This window comes from Methylobacterium frigidaeris (assembly GCF_022179185.1).
GTDB classification, from domain to species: Bacteria; Pseudomonadota; Alphaproteobacteria; order Rhizobiales; family Beijerinckiaceae; genus Methylobacterium; species Methylobacterium frigidaeris.
In genome coordinates, this window is the sequence record NZ_BPQJ01000026.1 from 21606 (window position 1) to 46076 (window position 24471).

Sequence of the window (24471 nt, forward strand, 5' to 3'; positions counted from 1 at the left end):
CAGAGCGGCCGTGACGAGCCGCTCGCGGGTGCGCAAAATGCTGCGGGGCCCCGAACCGGAGCCCCGCGAACCGGGCGCTCTTAGGCGACAAAGCGTGTGGGGTCAAGGGTTAGCGCGTGGGGCGGAACCGCCCCTCGGCCTCGGCGTCGCGGATCCCCAGGATGGAGACGTGGTCGCCCGGCACCTCGACGAAGTCGGCACCGGCTGCGCGCGCCAGGCGGGCACCGTACTTCGCCGGGATCACGGGGTCGGCATCGCCGTGCACGACCAGGATCGGGACCGCGACCGTGCCGGCGATCCGGTCGGAACGCCAGGTGTCGGACAGCAGGCCCGTCGGCAGGAGCCGGAAATGGTGGCGCGCCATCGCGGTCATCGAGTCGAACGGCGCCTCAAGATAGAGACCGAGCACGCCCGCCGGGCCGGTGCGCGCCGCCACCGCGACGGCGACCGCCGCGCCGAGGGAGTGGCCGTGCAGCAGCACCGGCGCCCCCGGCGCCCGGCGCCGCGCCTCGGCCAGGGCCGCGAGCCCGTCGGCGATCAGGCCGGCCTCGCTCGGGCGGCCGGTCGAGCCCGGGTAGCCGCGATAGGCCGGCGCCATCACGCCCCAGCCCCGCGCCCGCCAGGGCCCGGCGGCGAAGCGCTCGGCGTGCCACTCGGGCAGCGAGGCGTTGCCGTGGAACGTCACCACCACACCGGAGCCTTCGGCCGGCGGCAGCCAGAGCGCCCGCAGGCGCTCGCCATCCGCCGTCGACACCGCGACCGTCTCGATTCCTGGCGGCAATCGGGCGCCGGTCACCGGCACCGGACCGCCCTGCCCCGGATAGAGGAGGCCGCGCTGGAACCACCAGAACGCCGCCACGACGGCGCCGTACAGGACGAGCAGCAGGCCGGCCGCGATCAGCGCGACCCGCATCAGAGTCAAGGCTCGGGCCTCATTGGAGGACGAGCGGCATCGCCTCGAGCGCGACCTCGGCGATGCCGCGGTCGCCGAGGGCCGCGCGCAGGGCCGGCGTCAGCCGGTCGCCGGAGGTGAAGGCGGCCAGCACCGGACCCGGCACGTCGTCGTCGGGCAAGCCGTTGCCCGGCCCGCGGACGGGGCCGCCGATCAGCTGGGTCATGCGTCGGGCGATCGCCGGGGCGGGATCGATCCAGGTCACCGGCCAGGGCGCGATCGCCTGGTAGCGGGCGAGGAGCAGCGGGTAATGGGTGCAGGCGAGCACCACCACGTCGGTGCGTCCCGCCTCGGCCTCGACGAAGCACGGCCCGATCTCGGCCCAGAGATCGGCATCCGACACCGGCAGCCCGGAGAGCGCCGCCTCGGTCAGCGCGGCGAGGCCCGTCGCCCCGACGAGCGTGACGGCGCAGCCCGCCGCGTAGGTGGCGATGAGGTCACGGGTGTAGTCGCGCCGCACGGTGCCGGGCGTCGCCAGCACGCTGATGAGGCCGGAGCGGGTCGCGGCCGCGGCCGGCTTGATCGGCGGCACGGTGCCGACGAACGGGATGTCGAAGCGTTGCCGCAGGGCCGGCAGCACCAGGGTCGAGGCGGTGTTGCAGGCCACCACCACGAGGTCGGGGGCGTGAGCGGCGACCAGCCGCTCCATGACGGTGACCACCCGCGCCACCAGCACCGGCTCGGCGAGGCCGCCATACGGGAAGGCGGCGTCGTCGGCGGCGTAGATCACCCGGGCGTCGGGGCGGGCGCGCCGCACCTCGGCCAGCACCGTGAGGCCGCCGAGGCCGGAATCGAACACGAGGACCACCGGCGCACGGGTGATCGGCGCCAGGGGCGCCGCGGCAGTGCCGGCCATCAGATCGAACCGCATGAGAGGTTTTGACCGAGAGGGATGGGAAGTTGCCGGCGAGAGTCCGGCGGGATCGTTAACGCCTGGTCACTGCGGCGGCAAAAAGGCTCCGCTTCTCTCGCGATGCACAGGACCCTCGGCCCCGCCGCTTGGGACGCAAGCTGCGCGGTAACGCCGCGCCGGAGAAACGAGTTCCCCTAACCCGCGTTAAACGTGGACAATCAGTCTACGCATGAGGGAAGATCCGATGGCAGCGACCGCGACCGCGCAGGTTCTCGACACGCGCCCCGCGTTCCCTCCGCCCTCCGTCGATGCCCGCCCGGTCGACCGGGGGGCCTGGATCGCGGCCTTCCGCCACGTTCGCGACGAGACCGAGCGCCGCGCCGCCCCGCTCTCGCCGGAGGACCAGCAGATCCAGTCGATGCCGGATGCGAGCCCGACCAAGTGGCACCGCGCCCACACGACCTGGTTCTTCGAACAGTTCCTGCTGAAGGAGCGGGTGCCGGGCTACACGGTCTTCGACGAGCGCTTCTTCTACCTGTTCAACTCCTACTACGTGCAGGCGGGTCCGCGTGCACCGCGGATCAGCCGCGGCCTCGTCACCCGGCCGACCTGCGACGAGGTCGCGGGCTACCGCGCCCATGTCGACGCCGCCGTCGCCGACCTGATCGCGGGCGCCTCCGAGGCGCAGATCCCCGAGATCGTCGCCATCGTCGAGATCGGCCTGCACCATGAGCAGCAGCACCAGGAGCTGATGCTCACCGACATCCTGCACGCCTTCGCGCAGAACCCGCTCCTGCCGGCCTATGACGAGGGCTGGCGCTGGCCCGCCCTGGCACAGGAGCCGGGCCGCGTGGCGCTCGAGGGCGGCGTGACGCAGATGGGCCACGCGGGATCGGCCTTCCACTTCGACAACGAGGAACCGCGCCACGACGTGCTCCTGCGCCCGGTCAGCCTCGACCGCGCCCTCGTCACCAACGGCGAGTGGCTCGAATTCATGCAGGATGGCGGCTACGCAAAGCCCGAGCTGTGGCTCTCGGACGGGTTCGTCGCAGCGCAGAATGAGGGCTGGGAGGCGCCGGGCTACTGGCGGCGCGCCGACGGTGTGTGGTCGAGCATGACGCTCGCCGGATTGAGGCCGGTTGATCCGGCCCTGCCGGTGACCCATGTGAGCTACTACGAGGCCGACGCCTTCGCCCGCTGGGCCGGTCGCGACCTGCCGACGGAGGCCGAGTGGGAGGCGGCCAGCGGCGCGCTGGATGCCGCCTTCGGCCATGTCTGGCAATGGACCCGCAGCGCCTACAGCGCCTATCCGGGCTACCGACCGCTGCCCGGGGCGCTCGGCGAGTACAACGGCAAGTTCATGGTCAGCCAGTTCGTGCTGCGCGGCTCCTCCGTGGCGACGCCCCAGGGGCACAGCCGGCCGACCTACAGGAACTTCTTCTATCCCCACCAGCGCTGGCAGTTCACGGGCCTGCGTCTATCTCAGTACGGCGCGTGAGGCGCGGAAGGACGTGCCTCGACACGGGCGCCCTTGAGGGGCGCCCGCCCGACCCCGGAGATCGACCTCGGAGATTCCGCCCGTGACTGCCCCGATTCCCCACCTCGCGCCCACCCCCGCCCGCATCGACCGGGGCTTCCTCCAGGACGTGATCGCGGGCCTGCGCGCCCCGCAGAAGCACCTCTCGGCCAAGTATTTCTACGACCGGCGCGGCTCGGACCTGTTTGAGGCGATCACCCGCCTACCGGAATACTATCCCACCCGCACCGAGCTCGCGATCCTCGATCAGTACGGCCCCGAGATCGCGGCCGGGCTGCCGCCGGGCGCGGCGCTCGTCGAGTTCGGCAGCGGCTCCACCGCCAAGGTGCGCCGCCTGCTGCCGCACCTTTCCGATCTCGCGGCCTACGTGCCGGTCGACGTCTCGGAGGAATTCCTGCGCAGCGAGGCCGAGGAGCTCGGCCGCGACTTCCCGCGCCTGCGCATCGAGCCGGTGGCGGCGGACTTCACCAAGCCGTTCGCCTTGCCCGACGACCTGAAGGACGCGCCAAAGGCCGGCTTCTTCCCGGGCTCGACCCTCGGCAATTTCGAGCCCGAGCTGGCAGCAGCCCTGCTCGGCAGCTTCGCCCGCACCCTGGGCGCCGGCACCGGTGCTGGCACCGGCGCGACCTTGATCGTCGGCATCGACCTCGTGAAGGACAAGGCGGTGCTCGACGCCGCCTACGACGATTCCGCCGGGGTGACGGCGGCCTTCAACCTCAACCTGCTTACCCGCATCAACCGGGAGCTGGGGGCGGATTTCGACCTCGACGGGTTCGCGCATCAGGCCTTCTTCGACGAGAATCTCGGGCGGATCGAGATGCATCTGGTAAGCCGGCGCAGCCAGCTCGTCACCGTGGCGGGCGTGCCGTTCCACTTCGCCTCTGGCGAGACGATCCACACCGAGAACAGCTACAAGTACACGGTGCCGGGCTTCCGGGCGCTCGCCCGCGGCGCCGGCTGGGAGCACAAGAGCGTCTGGACCGATCCGGACGGGCTGTTCTCGGTCCACGCGCTCACCGCCAGCACCATCCGGCGACACTGACCGGGCGATGGGCGGGTCCCGCGACCTCGACACGGCACAGGGCGCTGCCGTCGACGCCTTTCTGGAGACGGCGCGGCGGGTCGCCCCACCCTCCGGCGACGCTCCGCGGCTGATCTTCGCCCTCGACGCTACGATGAGCCGGCAGCCGACCTGGGACCTCGCCTGCGGGGTCCAGGCCGGCATGTTCGAGGCGACGGCCCGGCTCGGCGGGCTCGCGGTACAGCTCGTCTACTTCCGCGGGTTCTCCGAGTGCCGGGCCTCGCGCTTCGTCGCCGACGCGCGGGCGCTCACCGGCCTGATGCAGGGCGTGACCTGCCAGGGCGGCCGGACCCAGATCGGCCGGGTACTGCGCCACGCCCGCAACGAGGCCGGGCGGAGCCCGGTCAAGGCGCTGGTGCTCGTCGGCGACGCGATCGAGGAGCACATCGACGACCTGTGCGGCGTCGCCGGCGAACTCGGCCTCCTCGGCCTGCCGGTCTTCTGTTTCCACGAAGGCTTCGATCCGGCGGTCGCCGCGGGCTTCGCCGAGATCGCCCGGCTCAGCGGCGGCGTCTCGGCGCGCTTCGATCCGACGGCGCCGGAAGTGCTGGCCGCCCTCCTGCGCGCCGCCGCGATCTACGCCACCCGGGGACTCGACGGATTGCGCCTGGCCGCGCATGAGGATGCGGCGGCGCGCCGGCTCCTCGCCGGCATGACCGGCGGGTAGACACGGCGTCCCCGCGCGCACCTGAGGGTGATGGAAGACGCATGATCGCCCTCGGCCTCGGTGTCCTGGTCCTCGTCGGCCTGTGGTGGCTTGGCCGCCACTACGCGACGGCAAACCCCACGACGATCGCACGGGTCGTCCGCCAGGCCGGCGGCTGGCTGGCGCTCGCCGTTGCGGCCTTCCTGTTCCTGCGCGGGCGCTTCGACATGGCCGGGGCGCTCGGCCTCGGCGGCGCCTGGCTGCTCGGCTGGCGGCAGGGCTCTCCCCTGCCCTTCGGCCTCGGCAGGGTTGGTCTCGGCACCACCGCCGCGCGGCGCCAGGACGCGACCTCGCGCGTCCGCTCCGCCATGCTGGAGATGGAACTCGACCATGCCAGCGGCGCGATGCGCGGCACGGTGCTGGCAGGCTCCCTGGCGGGCCAGGCCCTCGACGGCTTGGGCCTGCCGCGCCTCGTCGCGCTTCTGTCCGAGTGCCGCGCGAGCGACCCGGACGGCGCCCGGCTGCTAGAGACTTATCTGGACCGCCGGTTTTCCGGATGGCGCGTAGACGCTGAGGCTGATCGCGACCCGCGGCCGGGCGGTGCGGCGCAGCCAGGGCCGATGACGGAGGAGGAGGCCTATCAGATCCTGGGGCTTCAGCGCGGGGCGCCCCTCGGGGAGGTGCGCCGGGCGCACCGCACCCTGATGAAACGGCTTCACCCGGACCAGGGCGGGTCCGACTACCTGGCGGCCCGCGTCAACGCGGCCAAGGACTTTTTGCTCAACCGACATCGCTGATACTCCACGCGCGTGTCGACGAAACCGCGGCAGGGACGCGCCGCGGCGGGGTTTCGACGGTGATGAACTTGGCGCGGGGTTCCCTCTCCCGTGTGCGAGAGGGGACCCGCTCCCTTGCATTCTGCGTAGAGCCCTCCCCTCGCGGAGCGGGAAAGCCCGCTAGCTCCGGGTCGCGAAACAGGTGAAGCCGTTGCGCTTGAGCGCGCGGCAGGCGTCCTGCGCGGCCTCGGCCTCGGAGAAGCCGGAGAAGCGGGCGCGATAGAGCGTGGTGCCGCCATGGGTCACCTTCTCGGTGAAGGGAGCGGCCTTGCCGAGCGCCCCGCCGCTCCGCTGGCGCGCCTCGGTGAGCATCGACTTCGCCTTGCCCTCGTCGTCCATGGCGCCGAGCTGGATCACCCAGGGCGTCACCGTGACGGGCTTGGCGGCGGGTGAAGCGGCCTCGCGCGGGGCCGGCGCCCGGGCTTCGCCGGGCTCGGAGGCCGGCAGGCGCGAGGCGTACTTGCCGTTGGCGGCCGGGAAGGCCGCCGTCGTGGCGGGGGCGTAGGCCTGGGCGCTCGCCGGCACGGCGCCGACGGCAGCGGCGCGCCACTTCGGCGAGGATTGCGGCGTGGCACCGCCGCGGGGGGCGATGTCGAGGGGCTGGCCGGTGGAGTTCGTGGTCTCGACCGCATCGTCCTCGTCGGCGGAGGCCACGAGGGTGCGGGTCGCGACCGGGCGCTCGGCCACCACGGCGGGGCGCGGCCGCTCGGCCACCTCGATCACCGGGGCCGTGGTGCGGGCGCCCGCATAGGCCACCGGCAGGTTGGCCTGGACGAGCTTGGCCATGATGTTGTCGCGGCTCGCGCCCGACTTGCCGCCGAGCACCACCGCCACGATGTGGCGGTCGCCGGTGCGGGCCGAGGTCATCAGGTTGAAACCCGAATCCCGGGTGTAGCCGGTCTTGATGCCGTCGACGCCCTCGACCCGGCCGAGCAGGTGATTGTGGTTGCCGATCACCCGGCCCTTGAAGGCGAAGGAGCGGGTCTGGAAGTAGCGGTAGTATCGCGGGAACCGGTCCTGGATCGCGCGGGCGAGGATCGTCAGGTCGCGGGCGGTGGTGATCTGGTCGGAATCCGGCAGGCCCGACGCGTTGGCGTAGTGGGTGCGCGTCATGCCCAGCGCATGGGCCTTGCGGGTCATCATCTCGGCGAAGGCGGCTTCCGAGCCGGCGATGTTCTCGCCAATGGCGCAGGCGATATCGTTGGCCGATTTCGTCACCAGCGCCTTGATCGCCTCCTCGACGGTGACCGTCGAGCCCGGGCGGACGCCGAGCTTGGAGGGCGGCATCCGGGCGGCGTTGGCCGAGACCGTCAGCGGCGTGTCGAGGTCCATCTTGCCGCGCTCGAGCTGCTCGAAGAGCAGGTAGAGCGTCATCACCTTGGTGATCGAGGCCGGGTGGCGCAGGGCGTCCTCGTTGACCGCGTGCATCACGCGGCCGGTCTTGGCGTCCACCACCATCGCGGCATAGGGCGGGTTGTAGCCTCCGCCGCCGTGATGGGCGCGCCGGCGCGCCTCGGCGGGCGAGGCGGTGAGCGCCGTCAGCACCGCCGCGGCGGCGAGCACGGCCGGCAGCGCGGGTCCAGATTGGCCGTGAACGCAACGCATCACGCAGATACCCCACTCGATGGAAGAGGGCGCCTGCGACGGGGGCGGCGCCCTTGGACCGACAGCGCCCCGCGAAGACGGCGTGGCGCAGCGGCATCACTGTCAATCAGGCTAGGGAGGCGCGGTTACGCCCCGGTTAATCCGAGGCGAATTTCGGCGCTCGAATTCGCCTCATTGTGCAATGCACAATCGGCTCTTGACGGATTTTGTGCGGTGCACATATTGCAGGTCAGCGGGGCGCGAGGCGCGGGCGCCCCGCCGAAGCCCAGAACGCCGCGCGAGGAGGGGCGCCCCCTCGGGCGCCGCTACACCATGAACCAGCAGAACATCAGCCAGCAGGCCGAGGCGGCCCAGAAGTTCGGCAAGGACGGCATGGACGCAATGCTGCGCAGCTTCGGCACCCTGTCGAAGGCGAGCCAGGCGATCGCCGTCGAGGCGACCGACTTCGCCAAGCAGTCCTTCGAGCACGGCACCGCCACCCTCGAGAAGCTCGCGGGCGTGCGCTCGCTCGACAAGGCGCTCGAGATCCAGACCGAGTACATGAAGACCTCGTACGAGCGTCTCGTGGCGCAGACCACCAAGATGACCGAGCTCTACCAGAACCTCGCCAAGGAGATGGCGAAGCCGTTCGAGGGCATCGTCGCGAAGGCTCAGGAGCAGGCGTTCAAGGCCCAGGACCGCGCCGTCGGCATGGCCAAGGACGGCCTGAAGAAGGTCGAGGACGAGACCCACAAGATCCAGGACGCCGCGTAAGCACGGCTCACGCGAGGGCGGACGGCCCCTCGGGCCGCCGCTCTATCATCGCGACCGCGACCGGCACGGGATCCCGTGCCGGTCGCGCGCGTTTCGGGCCCTCCCGCGGGGCCTGCACGACAAGAGCGCGCAGCCGACTGGCGAAGCGCCGACTCGGCCTATAGATTAGGCTCGGCACCGGCAGCCGACGTGATAGGCTGCCGTCCCGCACGACCAACCGAGCCCCCCGCCAGAGGGAGGCCCGCGGTTCGGCGCGGTCGCCAGAGCGAGGTCGGTACGATTCAGATGGCTCAGGTCCCGAGGCAGGGAGAACCCTCCACCAGGCCGGTCGCGGCCAATCCCCGCGCGCCCGGGAACGGTAACGGCGACGGGCGATCGGGAACCGCCGTGATCACGCGGACGAAGCCGCGCACCAAGCGGCCGAACCTCTACCGCGTGCTGCTCCTCAACGACGACTACACCCCGATGGAATTCGTGGTCCACGTGGTCGAGCGCTTCTTCAACAAGTCGCGCGAGGACGCGACCCGCATCATGCTGCACGTCCACCAGAACGGCGTCGGCGAGTGCGGCATATTCACCTACGAGGTCGCCGAGACCAAGGTGACGCAGGTCATGGACTTTGCGCGGAAACATCAACATCCTCTGCAATGCGTCATGGAAAAGAAATAGGCACCAGCTAAGAGGCCCGCTTTGCCCAGCTTCTCACGCAGCCTTGAACAAGCTCTTCACCGCGCCCTGGCGCTGGCGGGCGAGCGCCGACACGAGTACGCCACGCTCGAGCATCTCCTGCTGGCCCTGGTCGACGACCAGGACGCGGCCGCCGTCATGCGGGCCTGCAACGTCGACGTCGACCTGCTGAAGCGCAACCTCGTCGAGTACATCGACACCGAGCTCGCCAATCTCACAGGCGACGGTCGGCAGGACGCCAAGCCCACGGCGGGGTTCCAGCGCGTGATCCAGCGCGCGGTGATCCACGTGCAGTCCTCAGGGAGAGAGGAGGTCACCGGCGCCAACGTGCTGGTGGCGATCTTCGCCGAGCGCGAGAGCCACGCCGCCTACTTCCTGCAAGAGCAGGACATGACCCGCTACGACGCGGTCAACTACATCAGCCACGGCATCGCCAAGCGCCCCGGCCTGTCCGAGGGCAAGCCCGTGCGCGGTGCCGACGAGGACGGTCCGGCGGAGCGCCCGAGCGGCCCCGAGGACGAGCGCGGCGGTCAGAAGAAGAAGGGCGATGCCCTCGACGCCTATTGCGTCAACCTCAACAAGAAGGCCCGCGAGGGCAAGATCGACCCGCTGATCGGCCGCGAGAACGAGGTCCAGCGCACGATCCAGGTGCTGTGCCGCCGGCAGAAGAACAACCCGCTGCTGGTGGGCGACCCCGGTGTCGGCAAGACCGCGATCGCCGAGGGGCTGGCCCGCAAGATCATCCAGCACGAGGTGCCGGAGGTCCTGGCCGACGCCACCGTGTTCTCCCTCGACATGGGCACGCTGCTCGCCGGCACCCGCTACCGGGGCGACTTCGAGGAGCGCCTCAAGCAGGTGATGAAGGAGATCGAGGCGCATCCGAACGCCATCATGTTCATCGACGAGATCCACACGGTGATCGGTGCCGGTGCGACCTCGGGCGGTGCGATGGATGCCTCGAACCTGCTGAAGCCGGCGCTCGCCTCCGGCAGCTTACGCTGCATCGGCTCGACCACCTACAAGGAGTACCGCCAGTACTTCGAGAAGGATCGGGCCCTGGTGCGCCGCTTCCAGAAGATCGACGTCAACGAGCCGTCGATCCCGGACGCGATCGAGATCCTGAAGGGCCTGCGCCCGTCCTTCGAGGAGTTCCACAAGCTCAAATACACGACCGAGGCCGTGAAGGCCGCGGTCGAGCTGTCGGCCCGCTACATCAACGACCGCAAGCTGCCGGACAAGGCGATCGACGTGATCGACGAGACCGGCGCCTCGCAGATGCTGGTGCCGGAGGGGCGGCGCAAGCGCACCATCGGCGTCAAGGAAATCGAGGCGACCATCGCCACGATGGCCCGCATTCCCCCGAAGACCGTCTCGAAGGACGACGCGGAGGTGCTCGCCCACCTCACCGACAACCTGAAGCGGGTGGTCTACGGCCAGGACGCCGCCATCGACGCGCTGACCGCCTCGATCAAGCTCGCCCGGGCCGGCCTGCGCGATCCCGACAAGCCGATCGGCGCCTACCTGTTCGCCGGGCCGACCGGCGTCGGCAAGACGGAGGCCGCCAAGCAGCTCGCCTCCAGCCTCGGCGTCGAGATGCTGCGCTTCGACATGTCGGAATACATGGAACGGCACACCGTCTCGCGGCTGATCGGCGCCCCTCCGGGCTATGTCGGCTTCGACCAGGGCGGCCTGCTCACCGACGGCATCGACCAGCACCCGCATTGCGTGCTGCTGCTCGACGAGATCGAGAAGGCGCATCCGGACCTGTTCAACATCCTGCTGCAGGTGATGGACCACGGCAAGCTGACCGACCATAACGGCAAGCAGGTCGATTTCCGCAACGTCATCATCATCATGACGACGAATGCGGGCGCGGCCGACCTCGCCAAGGCGGCGTTCGGCTTCACCCAGAACAAGCGCACCGGCGACGACCAGGAGGCGATCAACCGCCTGTTCGCCCCGGAATTCCGCAACCGCCTCGACGCGACCGTGTCCTTCGGCCATCTGCCGAAGGAAGTGGTGGCCAAGGTCGTCGACAAGTTCGTGCTCCAGCTCGAGGCGCAGCTCGCCGACCGCAACGTCACCATCGAGCTGTCCGACGAGGCGCGGGACTGGCTGGTCGAGAACGGCTACGACGAGGCCATGGGCGCCCGCCCGATGGCCCGCCTGATCCAGTCGACCATCAAGACCCCGCTCGCCGACGAGGTGCTGTTCGGCAAGCTCAAGGATGGCGGCGCCGTCCGGGTGATCGTCAAGCGGCCGGACGGCGAGAAGCCGAGCCTCGGCTTCGTCTTCCCGGCCGGTCCGGTGACGCCGCGGCCCGAGAAGGACGTGACGATCGCGGCCAAGAAGGCGGCGAAGAAGCAGAAGCGCCCGCGCGCCGCGCCGAAGAAGCCGAAGGATGGCGGCTCGGGCGGTGGCGAGGGTGGGGTCCGCACGGTGCCGAAGGTGCCGCTGGTCCGGGCTTGAGCGCCCGGGATCGAGGGCACACCCCCTCGATCCCGGATCCCCTCCCGTGTATGAGGCTCCGCGAGACGCGCATCCCGGCGGGGCCTCCCCGCCGGGATGTGCATTTGAGGCCCCGGCCGTGTCCCGAGCGGCTTTTGCGGGGCGACGGACACGCGAGGGCGCGAGCCCTTGCGACAGAGGACGTGAGAGGATCCCCATGAGAGTGTTCCCATGAGCGGAGATCTCAACGAGGGCCCCCTCGCCCCGGCCGCGACGGTGACCCCGCCCTCCCCGAAGGCGACCCGGCGCGAGATGCGCCGTCAGCGCCGCCGCCGGCGCAAGATCGGCGAGGAGATCCTAGGCTGGATCCTCGTTCCGCTGATCCTGCTCGCCGGCTACTGGGCGATCAATGCGGGTTTCGCCTTCTTCGGCACAACGCCGAGCGCGGTGTTCGACCAGATGAAGCAGGTGAAAGCGGCGCTGGAGAAGCGGGAGGCGCGGTAGGCTTCCGGCCGGCGGACCGAGCAGGCCTCGACGGAGGCTCGACCCAGGCGAATCCCGTCGTATCGAGCGCTGTTTCGACGTCCCCGACACGTCTGACATCGGCCGCGTCATTCCGGGACCGTGCAGCGGAGCCTGGAATGACTGTGTCGGTTTCATGGGCCGCGGGGAAAAAGCTCTGACTCGCGTTCCGGACGACTCCTTCCGGACCTCATGTCATACCGCCGCGCCTTCGAACGGACGTGTTCGAAGGTGCCAGGCAAGTCCGCACGGGCGCCGGCGCCGATGCGCCGCTCGCCGTCGCATCGACACGTCGAGGCGAAGGCGCGAGGGTATCAGCAGCCCGCGCGGCGCCTGAGCGAAGCCGATTTCCGCATTGCTAAGCAATGGATCGGAAATCGTATGAACCCGCATGATCCCGCCCGCCGAAGCGCTTCAGGCGAGCCCCGCCAGCACCACTTCCCGCAAGGCCTGCGGCAGGGCGACGAGCTCCCCGTGGATCGGCTCCCGCTGGTTGTAGACAGGGGCACGGCCGTCGAGGCTGACGACGGCCCCGCCGGCCTCGCGCAGGATCAGGTCGGCGCCGGCGAGGTCCCAGTCGCGGGCATCCGACGAGACCAGCCCGACATCGACCAGGCCCTCGGCCACCCGCACCAGGCGCAGGGCCAGCGACGGGATGCGGGGCAGCCGCACCAGCGCGCCCGGGGTCCCGCCCAGGCCGAGCTGGCGCTCGAGCCGGTCGGCCATCGGCTTCGGGCCGGTGACCCGGGCGCCCGCCATGCCATCCTGGCCGGAGACCCGGATCGGCATTCCGTCCTTCGTCGCCCCTTCCCCGGCCACGGCCTCGTAGAGGGTCGCGGTGACCGGCGCGGCGACGTGGCCGAGCACCGGCTCGCCATGGGCCAGGAGCGCCACGGCGATCGACCAATCCGGATCGCCCGACAGGAAGGCGCGGGTGCCGTCGATCGGATCGACGATCCAGACCAGGTCGTGGGCGAGGCGGACCGGGTCGTCGCGGGTCTCCTCGGACAGCCAGGCGGCGCCGGGGATCAGCTCGCTCAGGCGCACCTTCAGGAAGGCGTCCACCGTCACGTCGGCTTCCGTCACCGGCGAGCCGCCGGCCTTGCTCCAGACCCGGGCGCTGGTGCGCTCGCCCTGGTGGAAATACGGCAGGGCCAGCAGGGCGGCTTCGCGGATGATCGCCCGGACCTGAGGCAGGAGCGGGCGCACGTCGTCGGGGAGAGGCATGGTGTCGGCCGCCGAAGGTTCGAGGAGAGCGCCCGGCGGACCCGCGGCGGGCACGGGGGAGCACGGAGCAAGATCGATTCCCAAGATTGATTCCGTTGTAGGCCCCCCCACCGGGCGCCACAAGGACGCCGCGGCCGCGACGCGGCGGCAGCGATGCCGCATTGTCTTAGCGAAGCGTTTCGCCACGCCGCGCTGCCATGTACTGGCGGTGAACGATAAATGAATCGGGTCGGGACAAGGATCCGTTGAGCATTCGGCGCATCTGCATCGCCACAACCATCGCTTAACGCTGCCTTTTAAGGCGTTCTGAGCCGGGCACGGTCCAATGTCGTGACAACAGCGGACGACACGACAGAGGTCGCCGCCTCACGCGAACAGGGCGTCGAGCAGATCCATGGTCACCAGATTCCCCTCGTCGAACCGCCAGACCGCCCGCCGTGATTTCGGGCTCCCCGTCATCCACCGCGGCCCGGTCCAGGCCGAGCCGTCGGCGCTGCCGATCGTCGGCCGCCTGCCCGGCGGCAGCGCCGCCGGCAGCCTCGCGCTCTGCCTCGATGGCGACGCCAGCGATGCCGCCGGGGAGGACCGCTTCACCGTGATGGTGCTCGACCGCAGCGGCGACCCGGTGATGCGGCTCGGCACTTACGGCGACGACGAGGTGGTGGCGGTGTGGCGCCGGCTCGGCGCCGAATCGGGCCTGCCCCTGGTGGTGATCCAGGAGGACGGCGCCGTCTCCCCGATGGGCCAGCAGCTCGGCCGGGTGAAGCTCGGCGCGGTGCGGATCCGCCGCCGGCACGGCCTCCTGAACCACCGCCGGCCGCGCTTCCTCACCCGCCGCAAGACCGGCCGCCTGCCGCTGCGCCCCCTGGTCTACCGCGACGAGGCGCTGATGACCGAGGGCGAGAGCGTCTGATCGCGTCCCCGGTTTCCTCAACCGGCTACATCAATCCTTGCCAGAGCGCGTCGAGGGCGAGTCCGCAGAACAGGATCAGCCCCGCATCGCGGTTGCTGCGAAACAGCCGCAACGCCTCCGCGCCGTCGCGCGGATCGAGCCGGCCAACCTGCCAGGCGAGGTGACCAGCGAACAGCGCGAGACCCGCGAGACCGATCGGGCCGGCCCCGGCCCCGGACAGGGCGAGGCCGATGAACAGGACGCAGGCCAGGAAGCAGCCCGCCACCGCGAGCCGCACCCGGGTGCCGAAGAAGCGCGCCGAGGACTTGATGCCGGCGATCTCGTCGTCCTCGATGTCCTGAACCGCGTAGATGGTGTCGTAGCCGATCACCCAGGCGATGGCGCCGGCGTAGAGCCAGTAAGCCGGGGCGTCGAGACGGCCGAACAGGGCGACCCAGCCCATCAGGGCACCCCACGCGAAGGCGAGGCCGAGGACCGCTTGCGGCACCGGCATCACCCGCTTCATGAACGGGTAGATCGCGACGGGCGCGAGCGAGGCGATGCCGACGAGGATTGCCGTCTCGTTGAATTGCAGCAGCACCGCGAGGCCGACGAGGGCCTGCAGCACCAGGAAGATCAGGGCGTGGCGCACGCGCACGCGCCCGGAGGGCAGCGGCCGCAGGCGGGTGCGCTCGACGCGGGCGTCGAGGTCGCGGTCGGCGATGTCGTTGTAGGTCGAGCCCGCCCCCCGCATCGCGACGGCGCCGATCAGGAACAGGGCGAGGTGCCACAGGCTCGGGCCCGGCCGGCCGGCCGCGATGGCGGCGAGGGCCGCCGACCACCAGCACGGCAGGAGCAGCAGCCACCAGCCGATCGGCCGCTCGATGCGGGCGAGGCGCAGGTAGGGGCGCACGGCCTCGGGGGCGTGCCGGTCGACCCAGTGCCCGGTGACCGCGTCGGCGACCGGACGGTCGGGGGCAGGATTCATGCCCGGTTGCGAGGTGCCGAAGCCGTCATCGGCATCCGGCTCACAGCGCGCCCTGCGGGACCCGGAAGCTGCCGGTCAGGCCGGGCCCACCGAGGAGGCCGCCGCCCCCGCCTTGCTGCTGCTGCTGCGCCGCCATGGCGCGGGCCTTCTTCTCCATCGCCGCCTGCTGCACGGCCGCCTGGCAGACCTTGCCGCGCAGCGTCGAGACCCGGCCGTGATCGGCCTTGAAGCCCTCGACGAAGGAATCCGGGATCGAGCACCAATCCTTGTTGGCGGTGATCCACTTCAGGCCCTCGTTGCCGTTGGCCTGGAGCTTGGTGAACAGGGTGCAGGCCGCCGCCGCGGTGATCTTCGCCTTCTTGCCCTGGGAGGCGGCGTTGACCTTGCCGACGATGTCCTTGCGCTCGGTCAGGGTCTTCTGGATCGCCGAGCAATCGGCGCCCTGGGCCCGGGCGGCCCCGCCGAGGAGCGTCGCGCCGAGCAGGCCTCCGGCCAGCGCCGCCACGGTCACACGCATGCGAGTCATCTCCCAACCCCCCAAAGCTCCGGCCCCAAGTTTCGGCCCCAAAGTCTCGGCCCCGACAAGCCGGTCCCGGCCGCATTCTCGGCGGCGCGCCCGGCATAGTGAAGAATTCCGTGCCGCTCCCGGCCTCGTTGCGCTTTCTGCACAGGAATGTGGCGCCATCGTGCGGGAGGCACCGCAAGGCAACCGGTCCGGCCCCGGTCGCCGGCCCGTGTTGCGAAGGAGCCACAGGCCGGTGGATTGACATTCCGCCTCCACCTCGGCGAGCAGGGCGGCCATGGCGGCCTACGATTTCAACGCTCCCCGGCTCTTCCTCGACATTCCGATGCACGAGGGCGCGCGGCACAGTCTCGACCGGGCGCAGGCCAATTACCTGCTCTCGGTGCTGCGCCGCGGCGCGGGCGAGCTGGTGCTCGTGTTCAACGGCCGTGACGGCGAGTGGCGGGCCGAGATCGAGCCCACCGGCCGCAAGGCGGCGGACCTGGTGCTGCGGGCGCAGACCCGGCCCCAGACCCTCCCCGGCGACCTGCACTACCTCTTCGCCCCCCTGAAGACCGCCCGCCTCGACTACGTCGCCCAGAAGGCGGTGGAGATGGGCGCGAGCCTGATCCAGCCGGTGGTGACGCGGCGCACGCAAGGGGATCGGATCAAGCTCGACAAGCTGCGGGCCAACGCCATCGAGGCCGCCGAGCAATGCGGCATCCTGAGCCTGCCGGAGATCCGCGACGCCGCGCCGCTGGCGGACGCCCTAGCCGGGCTCGCGCCGGATCGCCTGCTGGTGTTCTGCGACGAGGACGCTCCGTTAGCCGATCCGGTCGTGGCCTTGACCCAGGCTGGCGCCGCGGCGGGAGGCCACGCCGTATCGGGGAACGGCGCCGTCCCGCTGGCCGTTGTGATCGGGCCGGAGGGGGGGTTCACGCCGGAGGAGCGCACCCTGATCGGAGACCGTCCCAATACCGTCCGCCTCTCCCTCGGCCCGCGGATCCTGCGCGCCGACACTGCCGCCGTGGCAGTGCTCGCCCTGGTCCAGGCCGTGCTCGGCGACGGGCGGGCGAGGGTCTGACGAAGAGCCCAGGGGCCTGATCCACCCTGTTTCGCGGCGCCGCCTGGCCAGGCTTGCGCCGCAATCCAAGCGCTGAATCACGGAGCCGCCCCGCGGCCGTGAGCCGATTCGCGGCTGACGGTCGTCGGCGCGTCGCGGCCCGCTGTTGCCGGAGGTGTTGCGTATGCGAGCGGAATTCGACGTCTGCCTCGAGGAGGAGGTGTTCATCAACGATGCGGGCAAGCGCGACGCAGCCCGGGCCCGCACCCGCGATTTCCTGGCCGCCTGCCGCGCCACCTACCCGCAGGTGCGCACCGAGCTGATGGAGCCGCAGCTGGTCTGGTCCATCGATCCGGTCAGCGACCTTGGCGAGGCGCGCCGCGCGCTCGCCGGGCTCCGCGGCGGCATCGGCGCGCTGGCCTCCGCCCGCGGCCTCGCCCTGATGGCCTCGGGCACTCATCCGCTCGCCCTGTGGAGCCGGGTGCGCCCGCGCGACCAGGCCGCCCGCGGCCGGGTGCTGCGCGACCTCCAGATGGTCGGCAGCCGCAACGTGGTCTGCGGGCTCAGCGTCGGGGTCGGGGTGCCTTCGGGCGTGTCACGGGTCGATCTGATGAACCGGATGCAGCCCTTCCTGCCCCTGCTCCTCGCCCTCTCGACCTCGTCGCCGTTCTGGCAGGCGCAGCGCACCGGGCTCCTCGGCTACCGCCTCGCTGCCGCGCGGGAGCTGCCCCGCAGCGGCCTGCCGCCGCTCTTCCGCGACGAGGCGGATTACGCCCGCTACCTCGACACGGTGGTGGGTACGGGCGCCATCGACGACCCGCGCCACGTCTGGTGGGTGATCTGCCCCTCGCCCACGACCCCGAGCCTCGACCTGCGCATCGCCGACAGCTGCACCCGCCTCGACGACGCACTCGCCATCGCGGCGCTCTACCGCTGCCTGGTGCGCCGCCTCGCCCGCGAGGCGGAGCGCCACCGCGACCTCACCGGCGCCTCGCAGGCGATCGCGGCGGAGAATTGCTGGCGGGCACAGCGCTACGGCATCCACGGCAGCTTCGTCTGCGAGACGACGCGGGCGGCGCGGCCGGTGGCAACGGTGCTCGCCGAGACCCTGGCGCTGGTCGCCGAGGATGCGCGGGCGCTCGCCTGCGAGGCCGAGCTCGACCTCGCGCGCTGGATCGTCGCCCGCGGCACCAGTGCCGACCGCCAGCTTGCCCTGTTCACCGAAGCGCAGGGGCGCGGCCTGCCGCCGCGGGAGGCACTGGCCGAGGTGGTCGACTGGCTCACGGCCGAGACGGTGGGAGCGAACCCGACCCGGCATTGAGGCGTCGGACGGATCGAGCGTGGCGATGCCGCCGACGGCACGAAGCCGTTCCCAAGTTCCGGCCGACCGGTTCCGACGGCGAGTGCGCGGCGGTCGCGTCGATCGATCAGTCGCAGGCCTCGTGACCGACGGCTTCGATGTTGTAGCCGTCCGGGTCGATCACGAAGGCCGCGTAGTAGTTCGGATGGTAGCGCAGACGCAGGCCCGGGCGGCCATTGTCCACGCCGCCCGCTTCGAGCGCAGCGGCGAAGAAGGCATCCACGGCTGCCCTGGACGATGCGCTGAAGGCGAAATGAACGTGCGGAGCGGGGGGAGCGCCCACGGCGATCCAGAAATCCCCGCCCGGATCGAGCGATCGTCCCCTGCCCTCGACCACGCCGAACCCGACCGAGGCGATCTCGTCCCGTCGCACGACGTAGCCTAACGGAGCGAGGGCCGCGGCGTAGAAGCGCCGGCTGCGGGCGAGGTCGGACACATCGATGGCAAGATGATCCAGCACGCGTCGGTCTCCCTCGGTGCGGAGGCGATGCCGCGTCGAGCAGCCCGTTGAGCGGCCCGTGATGGCGCGATGCGCCTCACCGTCCCACCGTGCACTCGATCTGCCCGTGCGGCTCGTCGGTCGCGATGAATACCTGGTTCGGGTTGTCGAGGCCGAACGGAGACAGGTTCGCCAGCAGGTAGTGCTTGTTCGGGCAGGCGAGCGTGATCGTCTCGATCTCCGGCACCGCCTCCAGGGCCGCCGTGCCCATGCGGTAGAGGCTGTCCTGCAGGCTGTGGCTGTAGCTGCCGGCAAACACCCGGAGCAGGGTATCCAGGATGCGGGCGTTGGCGGCCTCGTAATCGGCGGGCTCGGAGGTCCAGCGCCAGGAGGCCTCCATGCTGGTGGCGGCGATGCGGTCGTGGGTCTCGGGGATCGTGGTGTAGGGATCCTTGACGTAGTTGGCCCAGCCCGATTCCGTGCTCTTCAGGAAGGTGAAGCCCGACAGGCCGGATTCCACCACCGCACCGTCGCGGGACAGCGCGACCCGGGCGAAGGGCTGGCCGTTGCCGTCCAGCGTGAAGGTGTGGGCGTGAGCCGTGCCATCCACCGCGAGGCGGTTCCAGCGGGTCTCGTGGCCGGTGACGGTGGCCGTCTCCATCTGCGGGTAGCTGTCGAGGAGGCGCTGCGCCACCGCGCGGCAGAACGCCTCCGCCGGCAGGGTCGGGCATTCCCGGGCGACGATGTAGACCACGTTCTTGACCGTGTCGGTCGAGACGGTCTGGCTGTTGTCGGCGTGGGTGAAGGTGCGGTCGAAGGCGCCGGTCAGCATCGCCTTCACGGTCAGCTCGCGCACCTCGTGCCGGTCGCCGTCGCGGTGGACGCGCATCACCCGCACCCGGCCCTTGCCGTAGGTCTTGTGCAGCAGGGTCATCGGTACCTCGTGGAAATGGATCTCGGATCAGACGTGTTCGGCGGCGGCCGCCGCAGCGGAAGCGTCCCGGCCCGCCTGCTCCGTGCTGCCGACGCCGTTGAAGAAGGCGTTGAGCACGACCGCGACGATCGAGGCGAGCAGGATGCCCGATTCGAGCAGCGGGTGCAGCGCGTGCGGCAGGTTGCGGAAGAAGGTCGGCGCCACCAGCGGGATCATGCCGAAGCCGACCGCGATCGCCACCACGAACTGGTTCTTCGGCTGGCCCCGGAAATCGACCGCCGTGAGGATGCGCGCGCCGGTGGCCGCCACCATGCCGAACATCACGAGGCCGGCGCCGCCGAGCACCACCTGGGGCACCGCCTCGACGAGGGCGGCCATCTTCGGAGCCAAGCCGAGCGCCAGCATGATGACCCCGCCCGCCACCGTGACGTAGCGCGAGCGCACCCCCGTCACCCCGACGAGGCCGACATTCTGCGAGAACGAGGTGTACGGGAAGGTGTTGAAGATGCCGCCCAGCAGCGTGCCGAGGCCGTCGGCCCGCAGGCCCCGGGCAAGGTCCTTCTGCGAGACCGGCCGGCCGGTGATCTCGCCGAGCGCCAGGAACATTCCGGTCGATTCGATCATCACCACGATCATCACCACGCACATCGTGGCGATCGGCACCAGGTGGAACTGTGGCCAGCCGAAATGGAACGGCAGGACGGGGGCGAACCAGGGCGCCGCCGCCACCTTGTCGAGATGCATGAGGCCGAGGAACGCCGCGAGCACCGAGCCGGCGACGATGCCCAGCAGCACCGCGACGTTGGCGAGGAAACCCCGGCCCCAGCGGATCAGGGCCAGGATCGTCAGGAGCACCAGGAGGGCGATGCCGAGGCCGCCCGCCTGCGCGTAGTTCGGGTTCGGGACCGCGGCGGGCACGCCATCGATCATCTTCGTCAGCGTCGGCTGGCCACCGCCGGCCCAGTTGATGCCGACCCGCATCAGCGAGATGCCGATGACCAGGATGATGGTGCCGGTGACGACCGGCGGGAACAGCGGCAGGAGGCGGCTGACGAAGGGCGCGACCAGGAGGCCGAAGACGCCCCCACCGATCACCGAGCCGTAGATGCCGAGGAGCCCGATTACGGGCGTGGCTGCCATCGACAGCATCGGGCCGACCGCCGCGAAGGTCACGCCCATCATCACCGGCAGGCGGATGCCCACGCCCGGAAATCCCGCCGACTGGATCAGGGTCGCGAGGCCGCAGGCGAACAGGTCGGCGCTGATGAGGAATGCGACCTCTTCGGGGCCTAATCCGAGCGCCCGGCCGATGATCAGCGGCACCGCCACGGCGCCCGCATACATCACCAGCACGTGCTGCACCGCGAGTGGCACGAGGCGGGCCGGCGGCAGCATCTCCTCGACGGCATCGGCGTGCTCGACTGGCATGGGTCGCGTCTCTTCTTCGCGTTTCCGAGGGCAGCGCGGGTAGACCGACTGCGACGTCCCTGCGTCGCGCCGGCGCCTCATCATCGCGCATCCTGCGGGAGCCGCAAGCGCCGTGCCAGTGCCCGTCCGGGTTGCGGATGGGCGCGCCTGGGTATTTGTTCACCATTCCGGGCCGACACTGCCCACGCGGCCGGCACCCCGATTCGGGGAACGGCCGCGTTCCGTTATGACGTTCAGGCAAAGGCAGCCATGCGAACCATCGTGTACGCCGACGGCGGCTGCGATCCCAATCCCGGCCCGGGCGGCTGGGGCGTGGTGATCCAGGCGCCGGAGGGCACCGTCGAGCTGTGCGGGGGCGACCCGCAGAGCACCAACAACCGCATGGAATTGACCGCGGCGATCCGGGCGCTGGAGCATTTTCCCGAGGGCGCGGCGATCGAGATGCGCTGCGACAGCCAGTACGTGGTGAAGTCCGTCACCGAGTGGATCCGCGGCTGGAAGCTCAAGGGCTGGCGCACCACGACCGGCCCGGTGAAGAACGTCGAGCTGATGCAGCGCCTCGACGAGCTGGCGGCGCGGCGCGACGTGCGCTGGGTCTGGGTGAAGGGCCATGCCGGCGAGGCCGGCAACGAGCGCGCCGACCGGCTGGCGGCGCAAGGGAGGCGCCAGGCCCTCGGGCTGCCGCCCCGCCCGGACATCGCGCCGGCCAAGACGCCGCCCGTCATGACGCCCACCATGACCGCGGCCGTCTCCCCGGCCGCCCCGGCATCGCCGTCCTCTCCCGCGGCCGAGCCGGCGCCCCGCGGCACCTCGATCCCGGTCGAGGGGGCGCTGGGCCTGCGCCTCGCGCGGGCGGCGAAGCAGGCCGGCACCACGCCGCAGGCCTATGCCGACGAGGTGCTGCGACTCGCGCTCGATCTCGGACCCGACGGATTGGCGCTGCTGCGCGAGGCCAAGGCCCGGAAGATGCCGGCGGCGTGAGCGGGGGGCCGGGCCGGCTTCGACGGCTGGAGCGCGCCTGACTGGCCGCATCGCATCGGCGTCACACGGTCGTCCCGGGCCCGTGCAGCGGAGCCCGGGATCCAGACACGCCGGCGACCAGAAGAATGCGGGGCGCTTTCCGCCTGATGCGTCCACGCCTCCGGTTCCGGATTCCGGGCTTCGTCGCGCGGACCCGGAACGACCGGCCGGTCGCAGAATCGCGAACGGAAATACCCCTCACGCGCTCTTCGGAAACGGTACCACGGTCTCGTCCCCGCCGCCGCCCTTCTCCGCACCCCGCACCACCGCCTCGATCATCCGGGCGAGGGTCGCCTGATCGTAGGGCTTGGCCAGCCGCGGCAGGCGGGCGGCTTCATCCGGGGCGAGGTCGGCATAGCCGGTGGCGAGGATCACCTTGAGACCGGGCCGCTCGGCCGCGATACGGGCGGCGAGCTGGAGGCCGGTCATCTCCGGCATGGCGTGATCGGTGAGGACCAGGTCGAGGGTGCGGGCGCGGCGCATCAGCTCCAGCGCCTCCTGGCCGGAGCGGGCCTCGATCACCCGGTGGCCGAGATCCTCCAGCATCGCGGCACTGTTCTCGAGCACCAGCGGGTCGTCGTCGACGACGAGGACGACCTGCGATGCCAGGGTGCGGGAGACGCCGCAGCGGAAGGGCGCCTCGCCCGGTGCCGCGGTGGCGGCGACATCCGGCGCCGCCACCGGCAGCCAGATCTCCGCCGTGGTCCCGGTGCCCGGCCGGCTGCGCAGCACCAGGCGGCCCTGCGACTGCGCCGCCAGGCCATGCACCATCGAGAGGCCGAGGCCGGTGCCCCGGCCGACGCCTTTGGTGGTGAAGAACGGTTCCTGCGCCCGGGCGAGGGTCGCCGCGTCCATGCCGGTGCCGGTATCGGTGACCGAGAGGCAGAGCATGGGCGTGTTCTCCCCGGCCGAATGCTCCTGCCCAAGTGCTTCCTGCCCAAGTGCTTCCTGCCCAAGTGCTTCCTGCCCAAGTGCCTCCTGCCCAAGTGCTTCCTGCTCAGGTGCCTCCTGACCCAGCCGGGCCGCGATCGTGACGGTGCCGCCCTCCGGCATCGCGTCGCGGGCATTGACCACGAGGTTGAGGAGCGCGAGCTCGAGCTGGTGGGCGTCGACCAGGGCCGGTGGCAGGCCGAGGGGGAAGCGCGTCTCGATCCGCACGGCCGGGCCGATCGAGCGTTGCAACAGGTCGGTCATGTCGCGCACCAGGCGCGCGAGGTCGACCGCCTCGGGCTTGAGCTCCTGGCGCCGGGCGAAGGCGAGCATTCGCTGGGTGAGGGCCGCGCCGCGCTCGGCGCCCTGCACGGCATTGTCGAGCAGGCGCAGCAGGCGGGGATCGTCGGGCAGGCGCTTGCGCAGCAATTCGAGGCTGCCCAGCACCGCCATCAGCAGGTTGTTGAAGTCGTGGGCGACGCCGCCGGTGAGCTGGCCCACCGCCTCCATCTTCTGTGCCTGGGCGAGCGCGGCTTGCGCCTGCTCCAGGGCCTCCTGCGCCCGTTTGCGCTCGGTGATGTCGCGGGTGACCTTGGCGAAGCCGACGAGCCTGCCATCCTCGCCGATGATCGGGTCGATCACGACGCTCGCCCAGAACCGCGTGCCGTCCCGGCGCACCCGCCAGCCCTCGGCCTCGAACTTCCCGCTCCCCGCGGCGGTGGCGAGCGCCCGGGCCGGCACGCCGGAAGCCCGATCCTCGTCGGTGTAGAAGCGCGAGAAGTGGGTGCCCACGATCTCGCCGGCCTCGTAGCCCTTGATCCGGCGCGCGCCGGAATTCCAGTTCGCGACCACGCCGTCGCGGTCGAGCATGAAGATCGCGTAGTCGGTCACGCTCTGGAGGAGCAGGCGGTAGCGCTCCTCGCTGGCGCGCAACGCCGCGGCCTCGCGGGCAGCGCGCTGGGAGACGCGGCGGTCGATCGCGGCGGCGAGCAGCGCGAGGGTGAAGACCAGGAAGGTCACCGCCGTGACGCCGACGGCGAGGCGGACCTGGTCGAACCCCGCTCCGGCCCCGGACTGGTCCGCCCCGGTGGGTTGAGAGACGTGCAGGCCCTGCATGGCGGCGTAATGCATGCCCGCGATGGCGAGGCCCATCGCCACGGAGGCCGCGATCCTCAAGACGAGCCCGCTCTCGCCGAGCGCCAGCCGGATCGCCACCGTGGCGGCCCCTACCGCGATCAGCACCGCGGCGGCGACCCAGGCCGGATCGTAATGGAGCGAGGCGGGAAGGCGCATCGCCGCCATGCCGGTATAGTGCATCGACACGATGCCGAGCCCGGTCCCCAGGCCCGCCACGACGATCCTCCCCGGGCCGGCTTTCGGTCCCTGGACGGCGGCGAGGCCGAACGCCGTCACGGCGACCGGGAGCGCGAGGGAGAGCAGCGTCAGGCCGAGGTCGTAGGTGATCTCGAGGCCAGGCAGGCGGAAGGCCAGCATCGCCACGAAGTGCATCGACCAGATGCCGCCGCCGAGCACCAGGGCGGCGGTCATCAGCCAGGCCCGCCGGGCCCAGCCGGTCGCGGCCTTCATCCGGCCGGCGAGATCCAGCGCCACGAAGGACGCCAGCATCGCGATCGCGATCGAGAGGGTGACGAGGACGGGATCGTGGACGCCGGCATGCGCCATCGGGCACCTTGAACTCGCATGGACGGCCGCCGGAGCGGATGCGTCCGACCCCGGCTCGACCGAGCCGGGGAGCTTCGCACCTTAT

The 24471-nt window shown here is 71.1% G+C and carries 21 protein-coding genes and 1 pseudogene; 12 read left to right on the forward strand and 10 right to left on the reverse strand.

Features of this window, described 5'->3' with window-relative positions; all coding sequences use genetic code 11:
• Window positions 1-109: 109 nt before the first annotated feature.
• Window positions 110-913 (reverse strand): alpha/beta hydrolase, encoded by an 804-nt coding sequence (locus tag MFF64_RS23470; RefSeq protein ID WP_238192585.1) that lies wholly within the window; start codon window positions 911-913, stop codon window positions 110-112.
• A 19-nt stretch (window positions 914-932) separates the two neighbouring features.
• Window positions 933-1823, reverse strand: coding sequence for a glutamate racemase (gene murI / locus MFF64_RS23475; RefSeq protein WP_099906011.1), 891 nt, complete (start codon window positions 1821-1823; stop codon window positions 933-935).
• 226 nt (window positions 1824-2049) lie between these two features.
• Here murI and egtB point away from each other — a divergent pair, with 226 nt between their 5' ends.
• The 4 genes from egtB (at window position 2050) to MFF64_RS23495 (ending at window position 5866) form a co-directional block, all read left to right on the forward strand.
• The gene (gene egtB / locus MFF64_RS23480; protein WP_099906009.1) at window positions 2050-3303 is read left to right on the forward strand and encodes an ergothioneine biosynthesis protein EgtB; all 1254 of its coding nucleotides are present in this window, start codon (window positions 2050-2052) and stop codon (window positions 3301-3303) included.
• Between the two features lie 82 nt (window positions 3304-3385).
• Window positions 3386-4384, forward strand: a complete 999-nt coding sequence (gene egtD / locus MFF64_RS23485) for an L-histidine N(alpha)-methyltransferase (RefSeq protein ID WP_099906007.1) — start codon at window positions 3386-3388, stop codon at window positions 4382-4384.
• Window positions 4385-4391: 7 nt separating this feature from the next.
• Window positions 4392-5090 (forward strand): hypothetical protein, encoded by a 699-nt coding sequence (locus MFF64_RS23490; RefSeq protein WP_099906005.1) that lies wholly within the window; start codon window positions 4392-4394, stop codon window positions 5088-5090.
• Between the two features lie 41 nt (window positions 5091-5131).
• Window positions 5132-5866, forward strand: coding sequence for a J domain-containing protein (locus tag MFF64_RS23495; protein ID WP_099906003.1), 735 nt, complete (start codon window positions 5132-5134; stop codon window positions 5864-5866).
• 159 nt (window positions 5867-6025) lie between these two features.
• Here the strand turns inward: MFF64_RS23495 and MFF64_RS23500 are convergent, their stop codons facing one another.
• Window positions 6026-7510, reverse strand: a complete 1485-nt coding sequence (locus MFF64_RS23500; protein WP_238192574.1) for a D-alanyl-D-alanine carboxypeptidase — start codon at window positions 7508-7510, stop codon at window positions 6026-6028.
• Between the two features lie 327 nt (window positions 7511-7837).
• Here MFF64_RS23500 and MFF64_RS23505 point away from each other — a divergent pair.
• From MFF64_RS23505 to MFF64_RS23520, 4 genes and pseudogenes are all read left to right on the forward strand, one after another.
• Window positions 7838-8164: pseudogene (locus MFF64_RS23505) on the forward strand (phasin family protein); the annotation flags it as partial.
• 384 nt (window positions 8165-8548) lie between these two features.
• Window positions 8549-8932, forward strand: a complete 384-nt coding sequence (gene clpS / locus MFF64_RS23510) for an ATP-dependent Clp protease adapter ClpS (RefSeq protein ID WP_048443496.1) — start codon at window positions 8549-8551, stop codon at window positions 8930-8932.
• Window positions 8933-8953: 21 nt separating this feature from the next.
• Window positions 8954-11419, forward strand: a complete 2466-nt coding sequence (gene clpA, locus MFF64_RS23515; protein ID WP_238192575.1) for an ATP-dependent Clp protease ATP-binding subunit ClpA — start codon at window positions 8954-8956, stop codon at window positions 11417-11419.
• Window positions 11420-11629: 210 nt separating this feature from the next.
• Window positions 11630-11902, forward strand: a complete 273-nt coding sequence (locus MFF64_RS23520) for a hypothetical protein (protein ID WP_099905807.1) — start codon at window positions 11630-11632, stop codon at window positions 11900-11902.
• 432 nt (window positions 11903-12334) lie between these two features.
• Here the strand turns inward: MFF64_RS23520 and MFF64_RS23525 are convergent, their stop codons facing one another.
• Window positions 12335-13147, reverse strand: a complete 813-nt coding sequence (locus tag MFF64_RS23525; RefSeq protein ID WP_099905809.1) for a 3'(2'),5'-bisphosphate nucleotidase CysQ — start codon at window positions 13145-13147, stop codon at window positions 12335-12337.
• 394 nt (window positions 13148-13541) lie between these two features.
• On the opposite strand from MFF64_RS23525, the gene MFF64_RS23530 reads away from it, so the two are divergent.
• Window positions 13542-14060 carry a DUF6101 family protein gene (locus MFF64_RS23530; RefSeq protein ID WP_099905803.1) on the forward strand — a complete coding sequence of 173 codons (519 nt, stop codon included), beginning with the start codon at window positions 13542-13544 and terminating at the stop codon, window positions 14058-14060.
• Between the two features lie 25 nt (window positions 14061-14085).
• Here MFF64_RS23530 and ubiA read toward each other — a convergent pair whose 3' ends face one another.
• Both ubiA and MFF64_RS23540 read right to left on the reverse strand, forming a co-directional pair.
• A complete protein-coding gene (ubiA, locus tag MFF64_RS23535; RefSeq protein WP_099905800.1) occupies window positions 14086-15027 on the reverse strand; it encodes a 4-hydroxybenzoate octaprenyltransferase in 942 nt (313 codons plus the stop codon).
• A 40-nt stretch (window positions 15028-15067) separates the two neighbouring features.
• Complete coding sequence (locus tag MFF64_RS23540) at window positions 15068-15553, reverse strand: hypothetical protein (RefSeq protein ID WP_207768189.1); 486 nt, start codon at window positions 15551-15553, stop codon at window positions 15068-15070.
• A gap of 274 nt (window positions 15554-15827) precedes the next feature.
• On the opposite strand from MFF64_RS23540, the gene MFF64_RS23545 reads away from it, so the two are divergent.
• Window positions 15828-16613, forward strand: a complete 786-nt coding sequence (locus MFF64_RS23545; RefSeq protein ID WP_099905796.1) for a 16S rRNA (uracil(1498)-N(3))-methyltransferase — start codon at window positions 15828-15830, stop codon at window positions 16611-16613.
• 163 nt (window positions 16614-16776) lie between these two features.
• Window positions 16777-17913 (forward strand): carboxylate-amine ligase, encoded by a 1137-nt coding sequence (locus tag MFF64_RS23550; RefSeq protein WP_238192576.1) that lies wholly within the window; start codon window positions 16777-16779, stop codon window positions 17911-17913.
• A 106-nt stretch (window positions 17914-18019) separates the two neighbouring features.
• On the opposite strand, the gene MFF64_RS23555 is transcribed toward MFF64_RS23550, so the two are convergent.
• The 3 genes from MFF64_RS23555 to MFF64_RS23565 form a co-directional block, all read right to left on the reverse strand.
• Window positions 18020-18412, reverse strand: coding sequence for a VOC family protein (locus tag MFF64_RS23555; protein ID WP_099903999.1), 393 nt, complete (start codon window positions 18410-18412; stop codon window positions 18020-18022).
• 76 nt (window positions 18413-18488) lie between these two features.
• A complete protein-coding gene (gene pucL / locus MFF64_RS23560; RefSeq protein WP_099903997.1) occupies window positions 18489-19325 on the reverse strand; it encodes a factor-independent urate hydroxylase in 837 nt (278 codons plus the stop codon).
• Between the two features lie 27 nt (window positions 19326-19352).
• Entirely contained in the window at window positions 19353-20753 is a 1401-nt protein-coding gene (locus tag MFF64_RS23565; RefSeq protein WP_099903995.1) for a nucleobase:cation symporter-2 family protein, read from the reverse strand.
• 249 nt (window positions 20754-21002) lie between these two features.
• Between MFF64_RS23565 and rnhA the strand changes: the two genes are divergently transcribed.
• Window positions 21003-21734 (forward strand): ribonuclease HI, encoded by a 732-nt coding sequence (rnhA, locus tag MFF64_RS23570; protein ID WP_099903993.1) that lies wholly within the window; start codon window positions 21003-21005, stop codon window positions 21732-21734.
• 237 nt (window positions 21735-21971) lie between these two features.
• On the opposite strand, the gene MFF64_RS23575 is transcribed toward rnhA, so the two are convergent.
• Window positions 21972-24386: an MHYT domain-containing protein gene (locus MFF64_RS23575; RefSeq protein ID WP_238192577.1), complete on the reverse strand. Its 2415-nt coding sequence runs from the start codon at window positions 24384-24386 to the stop codon at window positions 21972-21974.
• Between the last annotated feature and the right edge of the window lie 85 nt (window positions 24387-24471).